Genomic DNA, 21134 nt, shown 5'->3' with positions numbered 1-21134 from the left:
CGGGCCCGTCAGGGCAGCGGCGGCTCAGGCGATGGCCTGCCACCAGCCGTCGACCGGGGGTGGGTCGTCGACCACCACGCGCTCGCCGGGGCGCGGCACGGCCAGCCGTACGTCGCGGGCCTTCGCCTCGGCCCAGAGCCGGTCCACCGGCTCGGACCAGTCGTGCAGGGCGAGGTTGAAGGTGGCCCAGTGCACCGGTATGAACAGCCCACCGCGCAGGTCCAGGTGGGCGGCGACCGCCTCCTCGGGGAACATGTGGATGCCCGGCCAGGCCCGGTCGTACGCGCCGATCTGCATGAGCGTCACGTCGAACGGCCCGTGCGCGGCGCCGATCTCGGCGTACCCGCCGAAGTAGCCGGAGTCTCCGGTGTAGTAGACGCGGCGCTGCTGGCCGGCCACCACCCAGGAACTCCACAGCGTGCCGTTGCGGCGCAGGCCCCGGCCGGAGAAGTGCTGGGCGGCGGTGCAGGTGATCTCCAACTCGGCCACCCGGTGGGTCTGCGACCAGTCCAGCTCGATGATCCGCTCCGGCGGGACGCCCCAGCGGTCGAGGTGGGCACCGACCCCGAGCGGCACCAGGAACGGCGCCGACTGCCGGGCGGTCAGTTCCCGCACCGTGCCCATGTCGAGATGGTCGTAGTGGTCGTGCGAGATCAGGATCGCGTCGATTCGGGGCAGTTCGTCGAGGCGTACCGGCGGTTCGTGCAGTCGACGCGGGCCGACCGCCGTCGACGGGGAGCACCTGTCGCTCCACACCGGGTCCAGCAGCACCCGCTTGCCCTCGATCTCGATCAGGGTGGAGGCGTGGCCGTACCAGACGATGTTCAGCTCGCGTTCCGGGTCGATCCCGGTCTCGGCGGCCGGTCGCAGCAGCGGCACGGGTGCGCCCGGCCGACGCTTCTGCTTGCCGAAGAGCAGTTCCCGGAACAGGTTTCGGTCGGAGACGGGCACCATCGTGCGGGTGTCCGTCCGGTTGTGGAAAACGCCGTCGCGGAACTGCGGTGACCGGGCCGCCCGTTCGGCGCGGGCGCCGGCCAGTCGGCCGCCGATCGCGGCCGGCACGTTCCGCGCGGCCCAGGCCGCTCCGGCGAGCCCGGCCAATGCGGCCAGGCCCGCCACCGACCCGGTGATCCGCCGACCGGTCGTCCGTCCGCTCGGCTTGTTCGGCGCCCGCATGGTCCCCCCTCGGTTGATCCCGAGGTCCACGTTAGCCGTCACCGGCCGGGTTCAGCCGCCGTTGCTGGGGCGGTACGTGTGCTTGCGGTGGGTGGTGCCGGTGCCGTCGAAACCGGCGGTCAGGTCCATGACCCGTCGACCCCACCGGGCCCGTGCCTGCACGGCGGGGTGGGTGGCGCCGAAGTCGTCCGCGCCGGCCTGTCCGTCGGCGAAGAGGGCGTACGTGACAAGTGGCGCGCCGGCAGTGTCGAAGATCACTCCGGCTTCGTGTCGGGCGTCGACGAACCAGCCGGCCTTGGTGGCGACGCGGGCCCGTTCGGCGGAGGACATCTCACGGCGTACCCCGTCGGTGAAGGCCACCGGCGAGCGCAGCAGCCGCAGTACGCGATCGGTCGAGGCGGGGGAGAGCAGGGTGCCGGCGACAAGTGCCCGCAGCAGGTCGTGCGTCTCCCGTGGGGTGCTGGTGCCCAGGTAGAAGCGGTTCGGGTTAGCCACCGGCTGCACCTGGGTGTTCGGGAAGCCCTTGGCGACCAGGATCTGGTTGATCTCGGCGGCCGGGCAGACCAGCCCGCAGAGCCGTACCGCGGTGTCGTCGGAGACGGTCAGCAGGTTCGCCAGGACGTGGCCGACGGTGACCAGGCTGGGGTAGGCGCCGTCCAGGCTGAAGATGCCGTCCCCGCCGGTCACCACGATCGCCTCGGTCACCTCCACCTGGTGGTCGAGGGTGAGCAGGCCCCGATCGACCTTGTCCAGCACCGCGACCGCCACGGCGATCTTGTTGACGCTGTACGCCTCGATCCGCAGGTCCGCCGACTCGTTGACGGCGACCAACGGCCCGTCCGGGCCGGCCAGACTGACGTACGCCTGCCAGTTGCCGCCGGCCCGGGTGCTCTCCCGCTGGAAGACGGTGGCGATGCGGGCGGCGAGCCGTTCCCGGTCGCGCGGCCCGCCTGCCGTGCCCGCCTCCTCGGCGGGGTCAGCGGCGGCGGGCACTCCGGTGCCGAGCACGGTGCCGGCCGTCGCCACGGTGCCCAGGCCGAGCGCGGTCCTGCGGTCCATCCGGATGGTCACTCGTCTCTCCCATCGGTCCCCTGGTGTGTCCACGACACACCCTAGGCCGAAGGATCGACGTAGGTGATCCCGTCGATGGGCTCACGGGGCGAGAACGACCTTCACGCAGCCGTCCTGCTTCTTCTGGAACATCTCGTACGCCTGCGGCGCCTGCTCCAGTGGCAGCCGGTGGGTACGCAGGTCGGCCACGCCGAGCGGGTCGTCGTCGGTGAGCAGCGGGATGATCTCGTCGGTCCAGCGCCGCACGTGGCACTGACCCATCCGCACCTGGATGCCCCGGTCGAACATCTCCATCAGCGGCAACGGGTCGACCTCGCCGCCGTACACCCCGGAGATGGAGACGGTGCCCCCGCGCCGGACGCCCTTGAGCGCGGCCTTGAGCGCGACCAGCCGGTCCACCGCCACCTTGTCGATCATCGGCTGGGCGAGCTTGTCCGGCAGCAGCCCGGCGGCGGCCTGAGCCATCTTGCCCAGCGGTGCGCCGTGCGACTCCATGCCGACCGCGTCGATCACGGCGTCCGGCCCGCGTCCGTCCACCAGATCGATCAATGTGCCGGGCACGTCGTCGAGCTGGGAGATGTCCAGCACCTCCACGCCGTGCCGGCGGGCCATCTCCAGCCGCTCGGGCACCACGTCGAGGCCGATCACCCGGTCCGCGCCGAGGTGGCGGCCGATGCGGGCGCAGAACTGGCCCACCGGCCCCAGGCCGAAGACCGCGAGGGTGCCGCCGCGCGGGGTGTCGGCGTACTTCACCGCCTGCCAGGCGGTCGGCAGGATGTCGGAGAGGTAGAGCCACCGCTCGTCCGGACCCTCGTCCGGCACCTTGATCGGGCCGAACTCGGCGAACGGGACGCGAAGGAACTGGGCCTGCCCGCCGGGCACCGCACCGTAGAGGGAGGTGTAGCCGAACAGCGCGGCACCCTTGCCCTCGGCGGTGACCTGGGTGGTCTCGCACTGGGCGTAGAGCTGCCGCTGGCACATCCAGCAGGATCCGCAGGAGATGTTGAACGGCACCACCACCCGGTCGCCGGGCTTGAGCCGGGTCACCCCGGGTCCGACCTCCTCGACGATGCCCATCGGTTCGTGGCCGAGGATGTCGCCCGGCTTGAGGTACGGGCCCAGGACTTCGTACAGGTGCAGGTCGGAGCCGCAGATGGCGGTGGAGGTGATCCGCACGATCGCGTCGGTCGGGTCCTCGATCCTCGGGTCGGGCACCTCCTCGACCCGTACGTCCCGCTTGCCCTGCCAGGTAAGTGCCCGCATGTCGCCCCCTCGTCGCCGCCGTCCCCGTAGCTCACCTGCTACCCGCGACAACGCCCTTCAACCGACCTACCCCCACCCGCGGGGGTTGATCATGAGGTTGGCGGCAGTTTGAAGATCAACGACTGCCGCCAACCTCATGGTCAACGGGGGAAGTCCGGTCGGGGCGGTCAGGTGCCGGGGGTGTCGGCGTGGCGGGTGGTGGCGGCCAGGTAGTCGCGGTTGAGGCGGCCGATGGTGGTCAGCGGGATGCCCTTCGGGCAGACCACCGTGCACTCGCCGGCGTTGGTGCAGCCGCCGAAGCCGGCCTCGTCGTGCGCGTCGACCATGCCGATCACCCGGGTGTAACGCTCGGGCTGGCCCTGGGGGAGCAGCGAGAGCTGGGTGACCTTGGCGGCGGTGAACAGCATGCCGGAGCCGTTCGGGCAGGCCGCCACGCAGGCGCCGCAGCCGATGCAGGCGGCGGACTCGAAGGCGGAGTCGGCGTCGGCCTTGGCCACCGGTACGGAGTGCGCCTCCGGCGCGCTGCCGGTGGGCGCGGTGACGTACCCGCCAGCAGCGATGATCTTGTCGAAGGCGTTGCGGTTGACCACCAGGTCCTTGATGACCGGGAAGGCCCGGGCCCGCCACGGCTCGATGTCGATGGTGTCGCCGTCGGAGAACTGCCGCATGTGCAGCTGGCAGGCGGTGGTGCCGCGCTGTGGACCGTGCGCGTCGCCGTTGATCATGAGGCCGCACATGCCGCAGATGCCCTCGCGGCAGTCGTGGTCGAAGGCGACCGGCTCCTCGCCGGAGAGGATGAGCCGCTCGTTGAGCACGTCGAGCATCTCCAGGAACGACATGTCCGGTGAGACGTCGTCGACCTGGTACTTCACCATCCGACCCTTGTCCTGGGGGCCGGACTGGCGCCAGATGCGCAGGGTCAGGTTCACTTGTAGCTCCGCTGCGTGGGGTGGACGTATTCGAAGTTCAGGTCTTCCTTGTGCAACACCGACGGCTCACCCGTGGCGGTGAACTCCCAGGCCGCCACGTACGCGAACCGGTCGTCGTCGCGCTGGGCCTCGCCCTCGGGGGTCTGGTGCTCGGCGCGGAAGTGGCCGCCGCAGGACTCCTCCCGGTGCAGGGCGTCGATGCACATCAGCTCCGCCAGCTCGAAGAAGTCGGCCACCCGGCCGGCCTTCTCCAGTGACTGGTTCAAGCCTTCGCCGTTGCCCGGCACCCGGACCCGCTGCCAGAACTGCTCCCGCAGGGCGCGGATCTCGTCGATGGCCTTGCGCAGCCCGGCCTCGGAGCGCTCCATGCCGCAGTGCTCCCACATGATCTGGCCCAGCTCGCGGTGGAACGAGTCCACCGTCCGGTCACCGTCGATCGCGAGCAGCCGCTGGATGCGGTCCTCCACGTCGCGCCGGGCCTCGACCGCCGCCGGGTGAGTCGCGTCGACCTTCTCGAACGGGCCGGCGGCGAGGTAGTTCGCGACCGTGTTGGGCAGCACGAAGTACCCGTCGGCGAGGCCCTGCATCAGCGCCGAGGCGCCGAGCCGGTTCGCGCCATGGTCGGAGAAGTTCGCCTCACCGATGACGAACAGGCCGGGGATCGTCGACTGGAGGTCGTAGTCGACCCACAGGCCGCCCATCGTGTAGTGCACGGCGGGGTAGATCCGCATCGGCACCTCGTACGGGTCCTCGCCGGTGATCCGCTCGTACATCTCGAAGAGGTTGCCGTACTTGGCCTCGATGGCCTTGCGGCCGAGCCGGTCGATGGCGTCGGCGAAGTCGAGGTAGACCCCGAGCTTCGTCGGGCCCACGCCCCGGCCCTCGTCGCAGACGTTCTTCGCGGCGCGGGAGGCGATGTCGCGGGGCACCAGGTTGCCGAAGGAGGGGTAGATGCGCTCCAGGTAGTAGTCCCGCTCGTCCTCGGGGATCTCGCGGGGATCGCGGTCGTCGCCCTTGGCCTTCGGCACCCAGACCCGGCCGTCGTTGCGCAGCGACTCGCTCATCAGGGTCAGCTTCGACTGGTGGTCGCCGGAGACCGGGATGCAGGTCGGGTGGATCTGGGTGTAGCAGGGGTTGGCGAAGTACGCGCCCTTGCGGTGCGCCCGCCAGGTGGCGGTGACGTTGCAGCCCTTGGCGTTCGTGGAGAGGTAGAAGACGTTGCCGTAGCCGCCGGAGGCGAGCACCACGGCGTCGGCGAACTCCGTGGTGATCTCGCCGGTGACCATGTCGCGGACCACGATGCCCCGGGCCTTGCCGTCGACGACGATCAGCTCCAGCATCTCGTGCCGGGCGTACATCTCCACGTTGCCCAGGCCGATCTGTCGCTCCAACGCCTGGTACGCGCCGAGCAGCAACTGCTGGCCCGTCTGGCCCCGGGCGTAGAAGGTGCGCTGCACCTGCGCGCCGCCGAACGAACGGGTGTCGAGCAGACCGCCGTACTCGCGGGCGAAGGGCACGCCCTGGGCGACGCACTGGTCGATGATGTTGACCGAGACCTCGGCCAGCCGGTGCACGTTCGACTCGCGGGAGCGGAAGTCACCGCCCTTGACCGTGTCGTAGAAGAGCCGGTGCACCGAGTCGCCGTCGTTGCGGTAGTTCTTGGCGGCGTTGATGCCGCCCTGTGCGGCGATCGAGTGCGCCCGGCGGGGGCTGTCCTGGTAGCAGTACGACTTGACCCGGTAGCCCTGCTCGGCGAGCGTGGCCGCGGCGGAGCCACCGGCCAGGCCGGTGCCGACCACGATCACGGTCATCTTGCGGCGGTTGGCCGGGTTGACCAGCTTCGCCTCGAAGCGGCGGCGTTCCCAGCGGGTCTCGATCGGCCCGTCAGGGGCCCTGGTGTCGGCGATCGGGTCGCCCTCGGTGAACAGATCCATGGTCAGGACACCAATCCGGTGAGTACGGCGAACGGGACCACGAGGTAGCCGGCGCAGAGCGCGACGGCGAATACCAGCGCCACCGCCCTGGCCCGCTGCTCGCCGCGCGGGGTCTGCTGGCCCAGGCTGCGCAGCGCGCTGAACACGCCGTGCCGCAGGTGGAAGCCGAGCGCGACGATCGCCAGCGTGTAGAAGGCGGTGACGTACCAGCGCTCCGGGGCGAAGTCAGCGACCACGTTCGCGTACGGCCGGGACGGGTCGCCGACCGGGTTCAGCGTGCCGGTGGTCAGGTCGAGGATGTGGTAGACCACGAAGAGCAGGATGATCACGCCGCCCCAGCGCATGGTCCGGGCCGCGTAGCTGCCCCGGACCTTCTTGCGGTGGGCGTAGCGCACCGGGCGGGCGGCGCGGGCGCGCAACGCCAGGACCGTGGCGGCCCAGATGTGCAGCAGCACCGCCGCCAGCAGGCCGACCCGTTGGATCCACAGGAACCCGGCGCTGGGCAGTAGCGGGACGCCGAGTTCACGCAGCCAGTGCGCGTAGTGGTCAAACGAGGACGCGCCCGAGAAGATCTTCAGGTTGCCCAGCATGTGGGCGATGAGGAACAGCACCAGCAGGATGCCCGTCACCGCCATGACGGCCTTGAGGCCGACATTGGAGCGGATGGGCGACCGGGTTCTCGTCGTGACTACCACTCGACCGACGCTAGGAGGACTTCGATCAGTCGTCCAATGCATCGACACCGCAGTCTTGATAGCCGTAAGCTATGTAGATGCAGCTCCATCAGCTGAAGTACTTCGTCGCGGTGGCCGAAGTACGACATTTCACCCAGGCGGCCGACCTCGTGGGCATCACCCAGCCCTCGTTGAGTAAGCAAATTCACGCGTTGGAGGACACCCTCGGCGCACCCCTGTTTGAGCGGGTAAGGGGCAACATAACCCTGACCGCGGCGGGGGAGGTGCTGCTGCCGTTGGCCAAGCGGATCCTGGCCGACGTCGAGACCGCCACCCGGGAGGTGCAGGAACTGGTCGGCCTACGGCGTGGCCGGGTACGCCTCGGCGCCACTCCCAGCCTCGCCACCTCCCTCGCCCCGCCGGTGCTCCGCCGGTTCCGCGACGCCCACCCGACCGTCGACCTGCGGATGGAGGAGGGCGGCTCGCAGGACCTCGTCCGTGACCTGCTCCGGGGCGATCTCGACCTCGCGCTGATCATCATGCCCGCCCAGGGTGCCGATCCCGGCCTGCGGGCCGACCCGATCCTCACCGAGAGCCTGGTGGTCGCCTCGGTCGACCCGGTGCCCACCGCCACGCCCGGCGCCGACCTGCGCATCACCGACCTGCGCGACCAGCCGATGGTGATGTTCCGCGAGGGTTACGACCTGCGCGACGCCACCCTCCAGGCGTGCCGGGACGCCGGCTTCGAACCGACCCTTTCGGTGGACGGCGGGGAGATGGACGCGGTGCTCAGCTTCGTCGAGGCCGGGCTGGGCATCGCCGTGGTCCCCGGCATGGTGGTCGCCCGCCGGGCCGGCGTCCGCGTCACCCGGCTCGCTCCTCCGGGCGTACGCCGGACCATCGCGGTGGCTCGCCGCCGGGACGCCGTGCCCACCCACGCCGGCCGCGAACTACGCCGCATCCTGCTCGACTACGTCCACACCGCCACCGCCACCGCCCAGCTCCCGCCCGGCGTCGAACCCCTACCCTAGGCGTTCGCGACGGCGAGCGTTGTGGCGATCCGCGTCGGGCTACCAGCGACGCACGGCACGCCAGTCCTCGGCTGCTGCCACCGCTCGCTTGCCCGATTCTCGCTCCATCCGGAGCCGCTCCCGGTGCCGAAATCCTTTGTACAGCTTGTAGCCCGCGTAGCAGGGAACAAACAGCGCGGCCACAAAGAAGACGGAGAACACACCTGCGGCGCCGTCGTCGCGGACCAGGAGCCAGACGTACGCGGCCGTGCCGACAGAGAAGACGCCAGCGAGCACCCGATCGACCACACTGGTGGTGGCAAATGACGTCACGGCGACCGCGAACAGCACCACGGCACTCATCACGAGACCGACGACATAACAAATCATGATTATCGTCAGGAACACGTGGCCTCCAGGCGTTCGCCAGTCGCCAGCCGACCAGCATCGCAAACCATAGCGGAGCGCGACCGATCCCGGATCGCCACGACGACCTGCAGTTATCGGTCAGCGCCCTTCGGCGTCGTCCATGGCGCGGTAGATGCGTTGCTCGGAGACGGGATAGGGGGTGCCGAGGGCCTGGGCGAAGATGCTGACCCGCAACTCCTCGATCATCCAGCGGATCTGGCGCACCGCCTGAGATGAGCGCCGCGCCGGGGGCAGGGCGGCCAGTAGCTCGTCGTACTCGCGCTGCACCACCGCGACGCGGTCCTGCTGTTGTTTGTCGCGCGCGGGGTTGCCGGGCAGCCGGTCCAGCCGGCGCTCGATCGCGGTCAGGTAGCGCAGCAGGTCGGGCAGCCGGGCATACCCGGCCTCGGTGATGAAGCCGGCGTGCACCAGGCCGGTGAGCTGGTTGCGGACGTCGGCCAGAGCGGCCACCACGGCCAGGTTCCGCGTCGCGCCGAGGCGCTGCTGCACCGCGTACGCGGTGGCGAGCACCGCCCGGACCCGGTCCATCACCGCCACCACCGTGTCCACCAGCTCGGCCCGGACCTTCTCGCGCAGCGCGGCGAAACCCGCCTCGTCCCAGGCCGGCCCGCCCGCGTCGGCGATCAGCTTGTCGATCGCCGCGCCGGCCGCGTCCTCGATCAACGCCTGCACCCCGCCGTGCGGGTTGCGGGACAACGCCAGCTTCGCCTCGTTGGTCAACCGGCCCTGGAGGAACTTCGCCGGGGACGGCACGGTCAGCCGCAGCAGCCGACGGGTGCCGGCCCAGTGGGCGGCCTCCTGCTCGGCCGGGGAGTCGAACACCTTCACGCCGACCGTGGCGCCCTCGTCCACAAGCGCCGGGTAGGCGGTCACCGCGTACCCGGCCCGTACCTGCTCCATGGTGCGCGGCAGCGTGCCGATCTCCCAGCCGGTCAGCCCCGATCTGGCCACCTCCGGCGCGGCCGCGGCCACCACCTGGCGTACCTCCGCCTTGAGCTGGCGTTGCAGGGCCGGCAGATCCTTGCCCTCGGCGACCGGCTTGTCGTCGTCGCCGAGCACCCGGAAGGTGACCCGCAGGTGCGGCGGCAGCCTGCCCAGGTCCCACGCGTCCCTCGGCACGGTTACCCCGGTCATCCGCCGCAGCTGCCGGGTCAGCGCGTCCAGCAGCGGCTCCTCGCCGGGAGTGATCGCGGCCAGCGCGGCCCGGGCGTAGTCGGGTACCGGCACGAAGTTGCGCCGTACCGGCTTCGGCAGCGACCGGATCAGCGCCACGACGAGTTCCTCACGCAGCCCCGGCACCTGCCAGTCGAAGCTCTCGGCGGGCACCTGGTTGAGCAACGGCAGCGGAATGTCCACAGTCACGCCGTCGGTCGCCGTACCCGGGTCGAACGTGTACGTCAGCGGCAGCGCCACCCCGTCGGCCCGCCACTCGTCGGGATAGTCGGCCTCGTCCAGCCCGCCCCGGCCCGCGTTGACAAGCAGCTCCCGGGTGAAGGTGAGCAGCTCGGGCCGCTCCCGGCGGGTCTTCTTCCACCAGCTGTCGAAGTGCCGCCCGGAGACCACCTCGGGGGGAATCCGCTCATCGTAGAACTGGAAGATCGTCTCGTCGTCGACCAGGATGTCGCGCCGCCGGGCCCGGTTCTCCAGCTCCTCGATCTCGGTCAGCAGCCGCTGGTTGTCCCGCCAGAACTGGTGGTGGGTGGACCAGTCGCCCTCGACCAGCGCGTGCCGGATGAACAGCTCCCGGCTCAGCGTCGGGTCGATCCGACCGAAGTTGACCTTCCGACTGGTGACAAGCGGGACGCCGAAGAGGGTGACCTTCTCGTACGCCATCACCGCCGCCTGCTTCTTCTCCCAGTGCGGCTCGCTGTAGCTGCGCTTGACCAGGTGCTGGGCGAGCGGCTCGACCCACTCCGGCTCGATCCGCCCGTTCACCCGCCCCCACAGCCGGGAGGTCTCCACCAGCTCGGCGGCCATCACCCAGCGGGGCGGCTTGCGGAACAACGCCGAGCCCGGGAACAGGGCGAACTTCGCCCCGCGCGCGCCCAGGTACTCGTGCTTCTGCGCGTCCTTGAGGCCGACGTGTGACAGCAGGCCCGGCAGCAGCGACTGGTGCACCTTCGGTGTGTCGATCTCCTCCGGCAGGTCCGCGCCGATCTGGCGTCGCCCACCGCCGTCGGGCGCGCCGTCCGCGCCGCCCCGCCGGCTCCGTCCCCGGTTCCTGTCGTCAGGGGTACGCAGCACCTGCCGCAACTGGCTGACGATGTCCTGCCACTCCCGGACCCGCAGGTAGTTGAGGTACTCGGCCCGACACATCCGCCGGAACGCGCTTGAGGAGAGCGCCCGCTGCTGCTCCCGCAGGTACCGCCACAGGTTGAGGTACGCGACGAAGTCGGACTCGGCGTCGGCGAACCGGGCGTGTGCCTGATCGGCTTGGGCCTGCTTCTCCGCCGGCCGCTCGCGCGGATCCTGAATCGACAGGGCCGCGGCGATCACCATCACCTCGGTGGCACAGCCGTTGCGTTCGCCCTCCAGCACCATCCGGGCCAGCCGAGGGTCGACCGGCAACTGCGCCAGCCGCCGGCCGAGCGTGGTGAGCCGTCGGCTCGGCTCGGTCTCGGTCGGGTCGATCGCGCCCAACTCGTGCAACAGGTTCACGCCGTCGGTGATGTTGCGGCGGTCCGGCGGGTCGATGAACGGGAACGCGGCGATGTCGCCCAGGCCGATGGCGGTCATCTGGAGGATGACCGAGGCCAGGTTGGTCCGCAGGATCTCCGGGTCGGTGAACTCGGGGCGGGAGTCGAAGTCCTGCTCGTCGTAGAGCCGGATGCAGATGCCGTCCGAGGTACGCCCGCAGCGGCCCTTGCGCTGGTTGGCGCTGGCCTGCGAGATCGGCTCGATCGGCAGCCGCTGCACCTTCAGCCGCTGCGAGTAGCGGGAGATCCGGGCGGTGCCGGGATCCACCACGTACTTGATGCCCGGCACGGTAAGCGAGGTCTCCGCCACGTTCGTGGCCAGCACCACCCGCCGCCCGCCGTGCGGGGCGAAGACCCGGTGCTGCTCGGCGACGCTGAGCCGGGCGTACAGCGGCAGGATCTCGGTGCCGAGCAGGGACCGCTTGTTCTGCACCAGCTTGCCCAGCGCCTCGGCGGTGTCCCGGATCTCCCGCTCACCGCTGAGGAAGACCAGGATGTCGCCCGGCCCCTCGGCGGCCAGCTCCTCGACCGCGTCACCGATCGCCTGGATCTGGTCGCGGACGTTCTCCTCGTCGGCTTCCTCCTCGTCGCCGTCGGCGACCTCGACAAGCGGCCGGTAGCGCACCTCCACCGGATAGGTCCGGCCGGAGACCTCCACCACCGGCGCCGGCTCGCCGTCGGGATGCTCGGCGGTCGGTGGCCCGGCAAAATGCCGCGCGAACCTGTCGGTCTCGATGGTCGCCGAGGTGATGATCACCTTGAGGTCGGGACGGCGCGGCAGAAGCTGCCGGAGGTACCCGAGAATGAAGTCGATGTTGAGGCTGCGCTCGTGCGCCTCGTCGATGATCAACGTGTCGTACTGGCGCAGCATCCGGTCGGTCTGCAACTCGGCCAGCAGGATGCCGTCGGTCATCAGCTTGACCAGGCTGTTCTCGCCCACCTGATCGGTGAAGCGCACCTTGTAGCCGACCACGTCCCCGAGCTCGGTCCCCAACTCCTCGGCGATCCGGTCGGCCACCGTACGCGCCGCCAGCCGCCGGGGCTGGGTGTGCCCGATCAGGCCGCTGATGCCACGCCCCAGCTCCAGGCAGATCTTCGGCAACTGGGTGGTCTTGCCCGAGCCGGTCTCGCCCGCCACGATCACCACCTGGTGGTCGCGGATCGCCGCGGCGATGTCATCCTTGCGCTCGCTGACCGGCAGACTCGCCGGGTAGACGATCTTCGGCACCGCGGCTTTCCGCCGCTCCAGCCGGCCCTCCGCCGCAGCCGTCTCGGCGACGATCTCCGCCAGCACCGAATCGCGTCGCTGCGGGTCGCGGAGCTTCCGCAGCCCGTCGAGTCGACGGCGCAGCTGACGCTGGTCGCGGAACATCAGCGGGGAGAGGCGACGCTGCAACTCCCGAACGGGATCGGTCGCGGCGGGTGAGGCTGGATTCTGCATGTCGTGGCCAAGGATAGGCAGCCGGTTGCCGGTCCGCCTCCTGGTTACCCGCGCCGTGCCCGGCCTGCTCGGGCCGGCTGCTCCGGCCGGTCTATCGTTGGGCGCCGGGCTGGGAGCGGGACACGGGGACGGCGATGAAGATGCGTGACACCGATCGGGCGCTGGTGCAGGCTGCCAGCGCGGTGGCGAAGCTGCGTTGCCGCAGCGCCATCCACACCCTCGCCACGGCGGCGCGTACCGCCGACGGTCGGGTGATCTCCGCAGTCAACGTGGTGCATGCCACGGGAGGGGCCTGCCCCGAGACGGTCGCGCTCGGCACCGCTGCCACCCAGGGCGTGGCAGAGCTGGAGACGATCGTCACCGTCGGCGACCGGGGCCGCTCCCTCGTCACCCCCTGCGATGCCTGTCGCCAGCTCCTGGCCGACCGCTATCCGGCCTTACGCGTCATCGTCGGCAACCCCGAGGACCCGAACGTCGTGCCCGTCACCGACCTGACCCCACCCACCCCCCGCTAGCCTGCCCGGCTCGCCGCCGTGATCCACGGCGGCGTGTGCAACTTCGGGGAAAGTGTCCCCTCGACACGAGCTAAGGCGGCAGTTTCCCCGAAACTGTCGTCTGCGCTTGTGCCCGTCAGCGCTTGCTGCCGTCCGCGCTTGTGCCCGTTCGGGCTTGTGCGTGGGGTGGCGGGATCAGCGGGTGCGGGTGCGGATTGCTTGGCGGAGTTCGGCGAGGAAGCCGTCGAAGTCCTCGCGGAGCCGTTGTGCGGTCACGTGCAACACGATCCAGTCCTCGCCGAGCAGACGGTTCAGGCGTTGCCGGTCGCGATGGAGTTGCTGCGGATCGTCGTGCCAGAGTCCGTCGTACTCGACCGCGATCTTGAGTTCCGGCCAGGCGAGGTCGACCCGGGCGATGAACCTGCCGTCGCGCTCCACCACGAACTGGGTGACCGGCCGGCGAACACCGGCCAGCACGATCCGCACCCGAAGCCGCGACTCCTGAGCCGACTCCGCGCCCGGGTCGGCCAGCTGTGCCACCCGAAGCATGCGTCTCCAGCCTCGGGCACCGCGACGGCGGTCCACCATTTCCCGCAGCTGATCGGCGCGCACCAGTCGTTGACCGAGCAGCCTGTCCACCACGACCACGGCCTCCTCCGGATTCAGCCACTGGGCCAAATCCCAGCAGGTGCGCAGCGGCGTGGTGACCGGCATGCCGGCGTGCGACACCACGTCGGCCTCGGCGATTTCGCCGGTGTGCACGACGAGACCGGCAACCGGCCCGAACCGGAGCCCTGTCGGCACAAGGATGTCGAGCGGTTCGGCATCCCCGATGAACCCGGCACCGAACAGTGCAGCGGCGCTCCGACCGGCGATCACCGCCCCGGGTGGCAGCATCCACCGCGCTGCGGCCAGGCACCGGGTGCGGTGCGAGATCGTGAGCTGTGCGTCGGCGTACACGTCTCGGAAGACCGGTCGCCACGCCCGGCTGCGTAGCTCACCCCGGGTCAGTAGCCCTCGGGCCACAGCGCGGGAACCACGGAAGAGGCGTCCACGCAGTTGCGGCGGACGCCGAGCAGATTTGGTCATGCCGTCCACCATGGACGACCGCAAGCACCGCCCGCCGCCCCTGTGGATAACCCCGCCGCCCCGTCGCCGCCCCACCCGCCCCGCCCCGCCGCCCCACCGCGCCGCCCTGCCGCCCTGCCGGGGCGCTACTGCTCAAGCAACTTCGGGAAAAGTGCTGCTTCCGGGTGCGTCGAGGCGACACTTCCCCCGAAGTTGCTCATATCTTTACGGCACGGCACGGCACGGCACGGCACGGGGCAGCGCGGGACGGCGCGGCGCGGGACGGCGCGGCGCGGGACGGCGCGGCGCGGGACGGCGCGGCGCGGGACGGCGCGGCGCGGGACGGCGCGGCGCGGGACGGCGCGGCGCGGGACGGCGCGGCGCGGGACGGCGCGGCGCGGGACGGCGTGGGACGGCGCGGCACGGGGCAGCGTGGGGCCGGGCGGCGCGGGGGCGGGGCGGCGCGGGGGCGGGTGGGTCAGGCGGCGGCGGACCAGATGGCGCGGAAGGCGGCTGCCTCGCCGGCGAGCCAGCTTTCGATCTCGTGGGGCCTGGCGTTGTCGGGCATCCGGTGGGTGATGCCCCGGCGCACGTCGACCAGGACCGGCTCGGCGTGCGGGAGCACGGCGTCCATGTGGCGGGCGGTCAGGTGCAGTGCCGCCAGGGTCGCCTCCTCGCTGGGCGGGGCCTCGTCGAAGTGCAGGCGCACCGCCTCGGCGCGGCCGTCTGCGTACCGGATGCCGAAGTGGGGGTTGATCTTGATCGGGAGGTCGCCGAGCATGGCCAGCGCGTCGCGGGTCTGGGCCAGGTCGACCCCGGCGGGCTCGCCGAGCGAGTGCAGCCAGGCCGTCGCGCCGGGCACGAGCGACTGGTAGAGCGGACGCCAGCGGGGCTTGACCACGTCGACCACCTGCGCCAGGTGGGTGCCGCCGGTGTGGAAGGCGATGTCGGCCTTGAGCGCCTTGACGAACTGGCCGTGCGGGTTGAACCCGGAACGGCTCGCCCGCTGCCGGCGCAGGCCGCCGACGAAGCTGGCCTTGGTCGGACCGGTGCGGTCGACGTACCGGGTGAAACCGAGGAGGGTTGCGTACGGCGTGAGGGGGGCGGAGACGGTCGCGGTCACGAGCATCCTCCCAGGTCAGGAACTCGATTAGTACATACATTCTAATCGACGACCCTGACATCGCCCAGGGCACGAAAGGGGCCGCCCGGGCATCCCGGACGGCCCCCGTAGGAAAAATTTCAGAGCTGGCCGACGTCGGTGATCCGCACGACGGCGGCACCCGCCTCGTCGGAGGCGGCCAGGTCGACCTCGGCGCTGATGCCCCAGTCGTGGTCGCCCTCCGGGTCGTCCAGGATCTGCCGCACCGTCCAGCGCTCCCGACCCTGTTCGATCATGAGCAGCGCCGGGCCGCGGGCGTCCGGGCCGGTTCCGATGCCGTCGTACGACTCGAAGTAGGGCTCCAGCGCGTCGGCCCAGGCGTCGGCGGGCCAGCCGGAGTCGGCGTCCAACTCGCCGAGCGCGTCCCAGTGCCGCAGCGCGGCCAGCTCGACCCGCCGGAACAGGGCGTTGCGCACCAGCACCCGGAACGCCCGCGGGTTGCGGGTCACCGCCGCCGGGCGGTCGTCCAGGGCAGCGGCCACCTCGGGCAGGTCGGTCGGGTTGCGCAGCCGTTCCCACTCGTCGATGAGGCTGGAGTCGACCTGGCGGACCAGCTCACCCAGCCACTCGATCAGGTCGACCAGTTCCTCGGTCTTGGCCTCCTCGGGCACTGTCTGCCGCAGCGTCTTGTACGCGTCGGCCAGGTAGCGCAGCACCAGCCCCTCCGAGCGGGACAACCCGTAGAACTGCACGTACTCGGTGAAGGTCATCGCCCGCTCGTACATGTCCCGGACCACGGACTTGGGGGAGAGCTGGTGGTCGGCCACCCAGGGGTGCCCCCGCCGGTACATCTCGTAGGCGTTCTCCAGCAGCTCGGCGAGCGGCTTCGGCCAGGTCACCTCGTCGAGCAGTTCGAGCCGGGCCTCGTACTCGATGCCCTCGGCCTTCATCGCGGCGACCGCCTCGCCGCGAGCCTTGAACTGCTGCGCGGAGAGCACCTGGCGCGGGTCGTCGAGGATCGACTCGATCACCGACAGCACATCCAGGGCGTACGACGGGGACTCGCTGTCCAGCAACTCGATGGTGGCCAGCGCGAGCGGGGACAACGGCTGGTTGAGCGCGAAGTCGAGTTGCAGGTCGACGGTGAGCCGGACCCGCCGCCCGGTCTCGTCCGGCTCGGGCAGTTCCTCGACCACGCCGCCGGCCCGCAGCGCCCGGTAGATGGCGATGGCCCGGCGGATGTGCCGGCGCTGGGCCGCCGCGTCCTCGTGGTTGTCGGTGAGCAGGTGCCGCATGGCCACGAACGCGTCGCCGGGGCGGCCGATGACGTTGAGCAGCATCGAGTGGCTGACCTGGAAGCTGGAGGTGAGCGGTTCCGGTTCGGCCTCCACCAGGCGGTCGAAGGTGGGCTTGCCCCAGCCGATGGAACCCTCCGGCGGCTTCTTGCGCACCACCTTGCGTCGCTTCTTCGGGTCGTCGCCCGCCTTGGCGAGAGCCTTCTCGTTCTCGATGACGTGTTCGGGCGCCTGCACCACGACCCGGCCGATGGTGTCGAAGCCGGCCCGGCCGGCCCGACCGGCGATCTGATGGAACTCGCGGGCCTTCAGCAGCCGGGTGCGTACCCCGTCGTACTTGGACAGGCCGGTGAACAGCACCGTGCGGATCGGCACGTTGATCCCGACACCGAGGGTGTCCGTACCGCAGATGACCTTGAGCAGCCCGGCCTGGGCGAGGGTCTCCACCAGCCGGCGGTACTTGGGCAGCATTCCGGCGTGGTGCACGCCGATGCCGTGCCGGACCAGCCGGGACAGCGTCTTGCCGAAGCCGGAGGTGAACCGGAACCCGCCGATCGCCGCCGCGATCATGTCCTTCTCGGCCCGGGTGCAGACGTTTACGCTCATCAGCGCCTGGGCGCGTTCCAGGGCGGCGGCCTGGGTGAAGTGCACCACGTACACCGGGGCCTGCTTGGTCTCCAGCAGCTCTTCGAGGGTCTCGTGCAGCGGTGTCATCGCGTACGAGAAGAGCAGCGGGACCGGCCGCTCGGCCGAGCGGACGACGGCGGTCGCCCGGCCGGTACGCCGGGTCAGGTCGTCGACGAACCGGGTGGTGTCGCCGAGCGTCGCCGACATCAGCACGAACTGGGCCTGCGGCAGCTCGATCAGCGGTACCTGCCAGGCCCAGCCCCGGTCCGGTTCGGCGTAGAAGTGGAACTCGTCCATGACCACCTGGCCGACGTCGGCCCGGGCGCCCTCGCGCAGCGCCAGGTTGGCCAGGATCTCCGCGGTGCAGCAGATGATCGGGGCGTCGGCGTTGACGCTGGCGTCGCCGGTGAGCATCCCGACGTTCTCGGCGCCGAACACCTCGCACAACGCGAAGAACTTCTCCGACACCAGCGCCTTGATCGGCGCGGTGTAGAAGGTCGTCCGGTCGTCGGCCAGGGCGGCGAAGTGCGCCGCGATGGCGACCAGGCTCTTACCCGAGCCGGTCGGGGTATTCATGATCACGTTGGCCCCGGAGACGATCTCGATGACCGCCTCCTCCTGGTGGGGGTAGAGGTCCAGGCCGCGCTCGGACGCCCAACTGGCGAACGCGTCGTAGAGGGTGTCGGGGTCGGCGGTCTTCGGCAGCGCGGCGGTGAGTGTCATGGCCGGTCCATGGTGCCTGGATGAATTGCTTGTGCGCCAACCGGGGCAGCCGGCGCTCGCCCGCCGTCGGGCCTACCCGTGGCGGCGGTAGATCAGGTCGGCGACCGGGCGGCCGGCCCGCAGCGCCCGCCGCTCGAACCGGGTCACCGGCCGGTACGCGGGCCGGGGAGCGTACCCGTCGTAGGCGTTGACCAGACCCGGGTCGGCGTCCAGCGTCGCCCGCATCGCCTCGGCGTACTCAGCCCAGTCGGTGGCGCAGTGCAGCGTGCCGCCGACCGCCAACCGGGAACGCAACCGCGCCACATGGGTCGGCTGGATCAGCCGCCGCTTGTGGTGGCGGGACTTCGGCCACGGGTCCGGAAAGAAGACGTGCACCGCGTCCAGCGAACTGGGCGGCAGCAGATCGAGCAACTCCATCGCGTCGCCCTCGACGATCCGGACATTGCCCAGGTCACGAAGGTGAATCAGGTCCAGCAGGTTCGCGATTCCCGGGGTGTGCACCTCGACCGCCAGATAATCTCGATCCGGGTCGGCGGCGGCCATCTCGGCGGTCGCATCGCCCATGCCGGAACCGATCTCGACCACCAGTGGGGCCCGGCGGCCGAACAGGCCGACAGGGTCGAACGGGTCGGCGTCGGCGACGCGCAGCCCGTACCGCGGCCAGAGCTGGTCCAACGCCGTCACCTGCCGGCCGCTCATCCGGCCGCGCCGCGGGTGGTAGGTACGGATCGCCCGCGCCAGGTGCGGCGCGGCGACGGCGGGAGTCGGGTCGGTGGAGGTCACCACCAACCGAGCCTACGCGAGCACCACGCAAGACCGGATGTGATGTACGCCCGGTGGTGAGACCATCATCGGTGGAAGGCAGGACCGGGTGTCCGGCAGTGCCCGGCGACCGCATCGGCGCACCGGGAGGGGGCATCGTGTCAGCAGCCAGGCAGGCGCTGTCCGCTGCTTCGCCGCGTACCGTCGCAGCCTTCGTTCCGCTGCTCGCGCTCACCCTGGCCACTCCGCTGCTGGCGGCGACGCCGGCCGTGGCCTCACCCGCGCGGGCCGCCGTCGCGCCGGTCGTCGCCGGGCAACCCGGCGGTGGGCAACCCGGTGCGCCTGCGGGCGCGCCGCAGCCGGGCCCGACCGTGTTCGTGGAGGTTTCGCCGAGCATGGTGGAACCGGGCCATCTGGTCGGGCTCCGGGCCAGCTGCCACGACAACTCGGTGGGCGCCATCGTCGTCTCGGACGCGTTCGGCCGGGTCGCCGTGCAGCCGCAGCGCGGGCTGCTGACCGGCACGGCGATGGTCAAGGAGCGGGTCCTCCCCGGCAACTACCGGGTCAAGCTGGAGTGCCGGGGTGGCGAGACCGCATCCACCATGATCCAGGTCGTACGCCACATGAAGCCCAGTCGGGGCCCGGCGACCGGCTTCGGCGGTGGTGCCGGCAACATCACCGCAAATCTGCTCCTCCCTGGCGGTCTGGCGTTGACCGTCACCGGCATGGTCCTCTGGGTCACCGCGACCCGCCGTCGCGGCAGTCGACGGTGAGCCGCCATGACCACCGCCCGCGCACCCCGCCCCAGCGGCTCGGCCGGTACGCCTGGACGCACCGGCGTCGGCCGGGCCACCCCGCGAACCGGCGCCGGCCTCCCGGCCCGCCCCGCCGGTAGCCCACCCCGGCCCAGCTACCGCCCCGACCTGTTCGTACCCGCGGCCAGCCCGCCACCGCGCCACGGCGACCGCCCTGCGGGCCCCGGTGCCACGCCGCGCCCGCACGGCTGGGCGGCGGTGCCGGACCTCGGCTCCCGGCGCGCTCGCGCCGCGGCACCGTTCACCGATCGACGCCGTGCCCCACGGGGCGCGGCCGGGCCTCGCCGGGTAGTGCGCTCCGGGCGCAGCCCGTGGTCACTGCCGCTCGCGGTGCTGCTCGTGCTGGCCGGCGTGTTCGCCACCGGCGCTGGGCTGGGGCACACCGTCGGCGGACCGCTCGACTGGACCACCACCGGCGATGAACGCGGCTCCGGCGGAGCGTCGGCGGTACCCGCCGGGCGTACCGCCGCGCGGCCGGTGAGCCTGTCCATCCCGTCGATCGACGTCTCGGCACCGGTGCAGCCGGTCGGCGACGCACCGGACGGCTCGATCGCCGTGCCGCCGCTGAGCCGGCACGAGGAAACCGGGTGGTACGACCGTGGGCCGGTGCCGGGCGACCCGGGTCCGGCGGTCATCGTCGGGCACGTGGACACCAGGAGCGGCCCGTCGGTCTTCTACGACCTGGGCAAGCTGAAGGTGGGTGACACCGTCGAGGTGGTCCGGGAGGACGATTCGGTGGCCGTGTTCACCGTCAACTCGGTGGAGCACTTTCCTAAGGACCGGCTGCCCGCCGACCGGGTCTATGGTCACGAGGGCCCGCCCGGTCTGCGGCTGATCACCTGCGGCGGCGAGTGGCTCGGCGGTGGCACCGGCTACGCCGACAACGTCATAGCCTTCGCCACCCTCACCACCACCCGCCCCGCCTGACGTACCGGCCGCTACTGCTCCGGCTCGGCGACGAAAACGCCCTGCCCTTGTTGTCCGTAGATCAGGTCACGGGCATGCAGTTCCTTCACGGCCCGGTACGCCGTTGACCGGGCGACCTGGTAGATCTCACCAATTTCCGAAACCGAGGGAAGTTGTTGTCCTGCCGCGTATTCGCCTGACTTGATCTTCGCTTCGATGTCGTCGGCTACCCGCAGATAGTGCGGTGGTCTGGTTGGCATGTCGGCACTCCTGGACTTCAGCAGAGATCATGCTTCCAGCCAAAACGTGATCAAGGCAAGCCGCCCACCCGGCAAAGTGAAGACAGTGAGAACTTGACTACACTGAGACAGTGGATACAGTGAGACAGTGGTCGGTGCTTCTGGACTTCAGCACTCCCGAGGTACCTGGCCAACCGCCCAGGGGGAGCACGACGCAGGACTCTGCCCCCTTGGGTGGGCCTCGTCGTGACCACAGCGGAGGTTGTCGTCGTGCCGCTCGATGATCCTGAGGAGGATTCGCCGATGCGTCGGCTGTTCGAGGCCAATCGGATTCTAGAGACCCATTGGACCCGCGCGGTCGCCGAGCCGTTCCAGGTGGGTGGGTGCCTGGAATGCCGTGGCCGCGCTGAATGCCCTCAGCTCGACTGGGCGATCGGCGTCACGGTCGAGGTCGTGGCGGTGATGTTTCAAAAGCGGTGA

18 protein-coding genes are annotated in these 21134 nt (G+C 70.8%); 5 read left to right on the top strand and 13 right to left on the bottom strand.

Features of this window, described 5'->3' with window-relative positions; genetic code table 11:
* Positions 1 to 24: 24 nt before the first annotated feature.
* From O7624_RS06175 to O7624_RS06150, 6 genes are all read right to left on the bottom strand, one after another.
* A complete protein-coding gene (locus tag O7624_RS06175) occupies positions 25 to 1176 on the bottom strand; it encodes an MBL fold metallo-hydrolase (protein WP_282239258.1) in 1152 nt (383 codons plus the stop codon).
* A 51-nt stretch (positions 1177 to 1227) separates the two neighbouring features.
* Positions 1228 to 2247 (bottom strand): serine hydrolase, encoded by a 1020-nt coding sequence (locus tag O7624_RS06170; protein ID WP_282239257.1) that lies wholly within the window; start codon positions 2245 to 2247, stop codon positions 1228 to 1230.
* Between the two features lie 81 nt (positions 2248 to 2328).
* Positions 2329 to 3510, bottom strand: a complete 1182-nt coding sequence (locus tag O7624_RS06165; RefSeq protein ID WP_282239256.1) for a zinc-dependent alcohol dehydrogenase — start codon at positions 3508 to 3510, stop codon at positions 2329 to 2331.
* A 167-nt stretch (positions 3511 to 3677) separates the two neighbouring features.
* Positions 3678 to 4439 (bottom strand): succinate dehydrogenase/fumarate reductase iron-sulfur subunit, encoded by a 762-nt coding sequence (locus tag O7624_RS06160; RefSeq protein ID WP_282239255.1) that lies wholly within the window; start codon positions 4437 to 4439, stop codon positions 3678 to 3680.
* On the bottom strand, positions 4436 to 6373 hold the full coding sequence (locus tag O7624_RS06155; protein WP_282239254.1) for a fumarate reductase/succinate dehydrogenase flavoprotein subunit: 1938 nt from the start codon (positions 6371 to 6373) through the stop codon (positions 4436 to 4438). Before O7624_RS06155 ends, O7624_RS06160 begins: the two co-directional genes overlap by 4 nt.
* A 2-nt stretch (positions 6374 to 6375) precedes the next feature.
* A complete protein-coding gene (locus tag O7624_RS06150; RefSeq protein WP_275415496.1) occupies positions 6376 to 7068 on the bottom strand; it encodes a succinate dehydrogenase cytochrome b subunit in 693 nt (230 codons plus the stop codon).
* A gap of 77 nt (positions 7069 to 7145) precedes the next feature.
* On the opposite strand from O7624_RS06150, the gene O7624_RS06145 reads away from it, so the two are divergent.
* Positions 7146 to 8078 carry a LysR family transcriptional regulator gene (locus tag O7624_RS06145; protein WP_282239253.1) on the top strand — a complete coding sequence of 311 codons (933 nt, stop codon included), beginning with the start codon at positions 7146 to 7148 and terminating at the stop codon, positions 8076 to 8078.
* 39 nt (positions 8079 to 8117) lie between these two features.
* Here O7624_RS06145 and O7624_RS06140 read toward each other — a convergent pair whose 3' ends face one another.
* Together O7624_RS06140 and hrpA are read right to left on the bottom strand one after the other, a co-directional pair.
* Positions 8118 to 8465 (bottom strand): hypothetical protein, encoded by a 348-nt coding sequence (locus O7624_RS06140; RefSeq protein WP_210935281.1) that lies wholly within the window; start codon positions 8463 to 8465, stop codon positions 8118 to 8120.
* Positions 8466 to 8564: 99 nt separating this feature from the next.
* Positions 8565 to 12623, bottom strand: coding sequence for an ATP-dependent RNA helicase HrpA (gene hrpA / locus O7624_RS06135; RefSeq protein WP_282239252.1), 4059 nt, complete (start codon positions 12621 to 12623; stop codon positions 8565 to 8567).
* Positions 12624 to 12757: 134 nt separating this feature from the next.
* Here hrpA and O7624_RS06130 point away from each other — a divergent pair, with 134 nt between their 5' ends.
* Positions 12758 to 13138 (top strand): cytidine deaminase, encoded by a 381-nt coding sequence (locus O7624_RS06130; RefSeq protein WP_282239251.1) that lies wholly within the window; start codon positions 12758 to 12760, stop codon positions 13136 to 13138.
* 174 nt (positions 13139 to 13312) lie between these two features.
* On the opposite strand, the gene O7624_RS06125 is transcribed toward O7624_RS06130, so the two are convergent.
* From O7624_RS06125 to trmB, 4 genes are all read right to left on the bottom strand, one after another.
* Entirely contained in the window at positions 13313 to 14206 is an 894-nt protein-coding gene (locus tag O7624_RS06125) for a hypothetical protein (protein WP_282239250.1), read from the bottom strand.
* 457 nt (positions 14207 to 14663) lie between these two features.
* Entirely contained in the window at positions 14664 to 15314 is a 651-nt protein-coding gene (locus O7624_RS06120; protein ID WP_282239249.1) for a hypothetical protein, read from the bottom strand.
* Positions 15315 to 15427: 113 nt separating this feature from the next.
* Positions 15428 to 17932: a DEAD/DEAH box helicase gene (locus tag O7624_RS06115; protein WP_282239248.1), complete on the bottom strand. Its 2505-nt coding sequence runs from the start codon at positions 17930 to 17932 to the stop codon at positions 15428 to 15430.
* 72 nt (positions 17933 to 18004) lie between these two features.
* Positions 18005 to 18631, bottom strand: coding sequence for a tRNA (guanosine(46)-N7)-methyltransferase TrmB (gene trmB, locus O7624_RS06110; protein WP_282240560.1), 627 nt, complete (start codon positions 18629 to 18631; stop codon positions 18005 to 18007).
* A gap of 221 nt (positions 18632 to 18852) precedes the next feature.
* Here trmB and O7624_RS06105 point away from each other — a divergent pair, with 221 nt between their 5' ends.
* Entirely contained in the window at positions 18853 to 19467 is a 615-nt protein-coding gene (locus O7624_RS06105; RefSeq protein ID WP_282239247.1) for a hypothetical protein, read from the top strand.
* Between the two features lie 333 nt (positions 19468 to 19800).
* Positions 19801 to 20436 (top strand): class F sortase, encoded by a 636-nt coding sequence (locus O7624_RS06100; RefSeq protein ID WP_282240559.1) that lies wholly within the window; start codon positions 19801 to 19803, stop codon positions 20434 to 20436.
* 11 nt (positions 20437 to 20447) lie between these two features.
* On the opposite strand, the gene O7624_RS06095 is transcribed toward O7624_RS06100, so the two are convergent.
* Positions 20448 to 20675 carry a GntR family transcriptional regulator gene (locus tag O7624_RS06095; protein WP_282239246.1) on the bottom strand — a complete coding sequence of 76 codons (228 nt, stop codon included), beginning with the start codon at positions 20673 to 20675 and terminating at the stop codon, positions 20448 to 20450.
* Positions 20676 to 20900: 225 nt separating this feature from the next.
* On the opposite strand from O7624_RS06095, the gene O7624_RS06090 reads away from it, so the two are divergent.
* On the top strand, positions 20901 to 21134 hold the full coding sequence (locus tag O7624_RS06090; protein WP_282239245.1) for a hypothetical protein: 234 nt from the start codon (positions 20901 to 20903) through the stop codon (positions 21132 to 21134).

The sequence above is a fragment of the Verrucosispora sp. WMMD1129 genome, assembly GCF_029581255.1.
In the GTDB taxonomy this organism is placed as follows: domain Bacteria; phylum Actinomycetota; class Actinomycetes; order Mycobacteriales; family Micromonosporaceae; genus Micromonospora; species Micromonospora sediminimaris.
The sequence above is the reverse complement of the archived record's forward strand: the minus strand, read 5'-3'. Positions and strand labels throughout refer to the sequence as shown.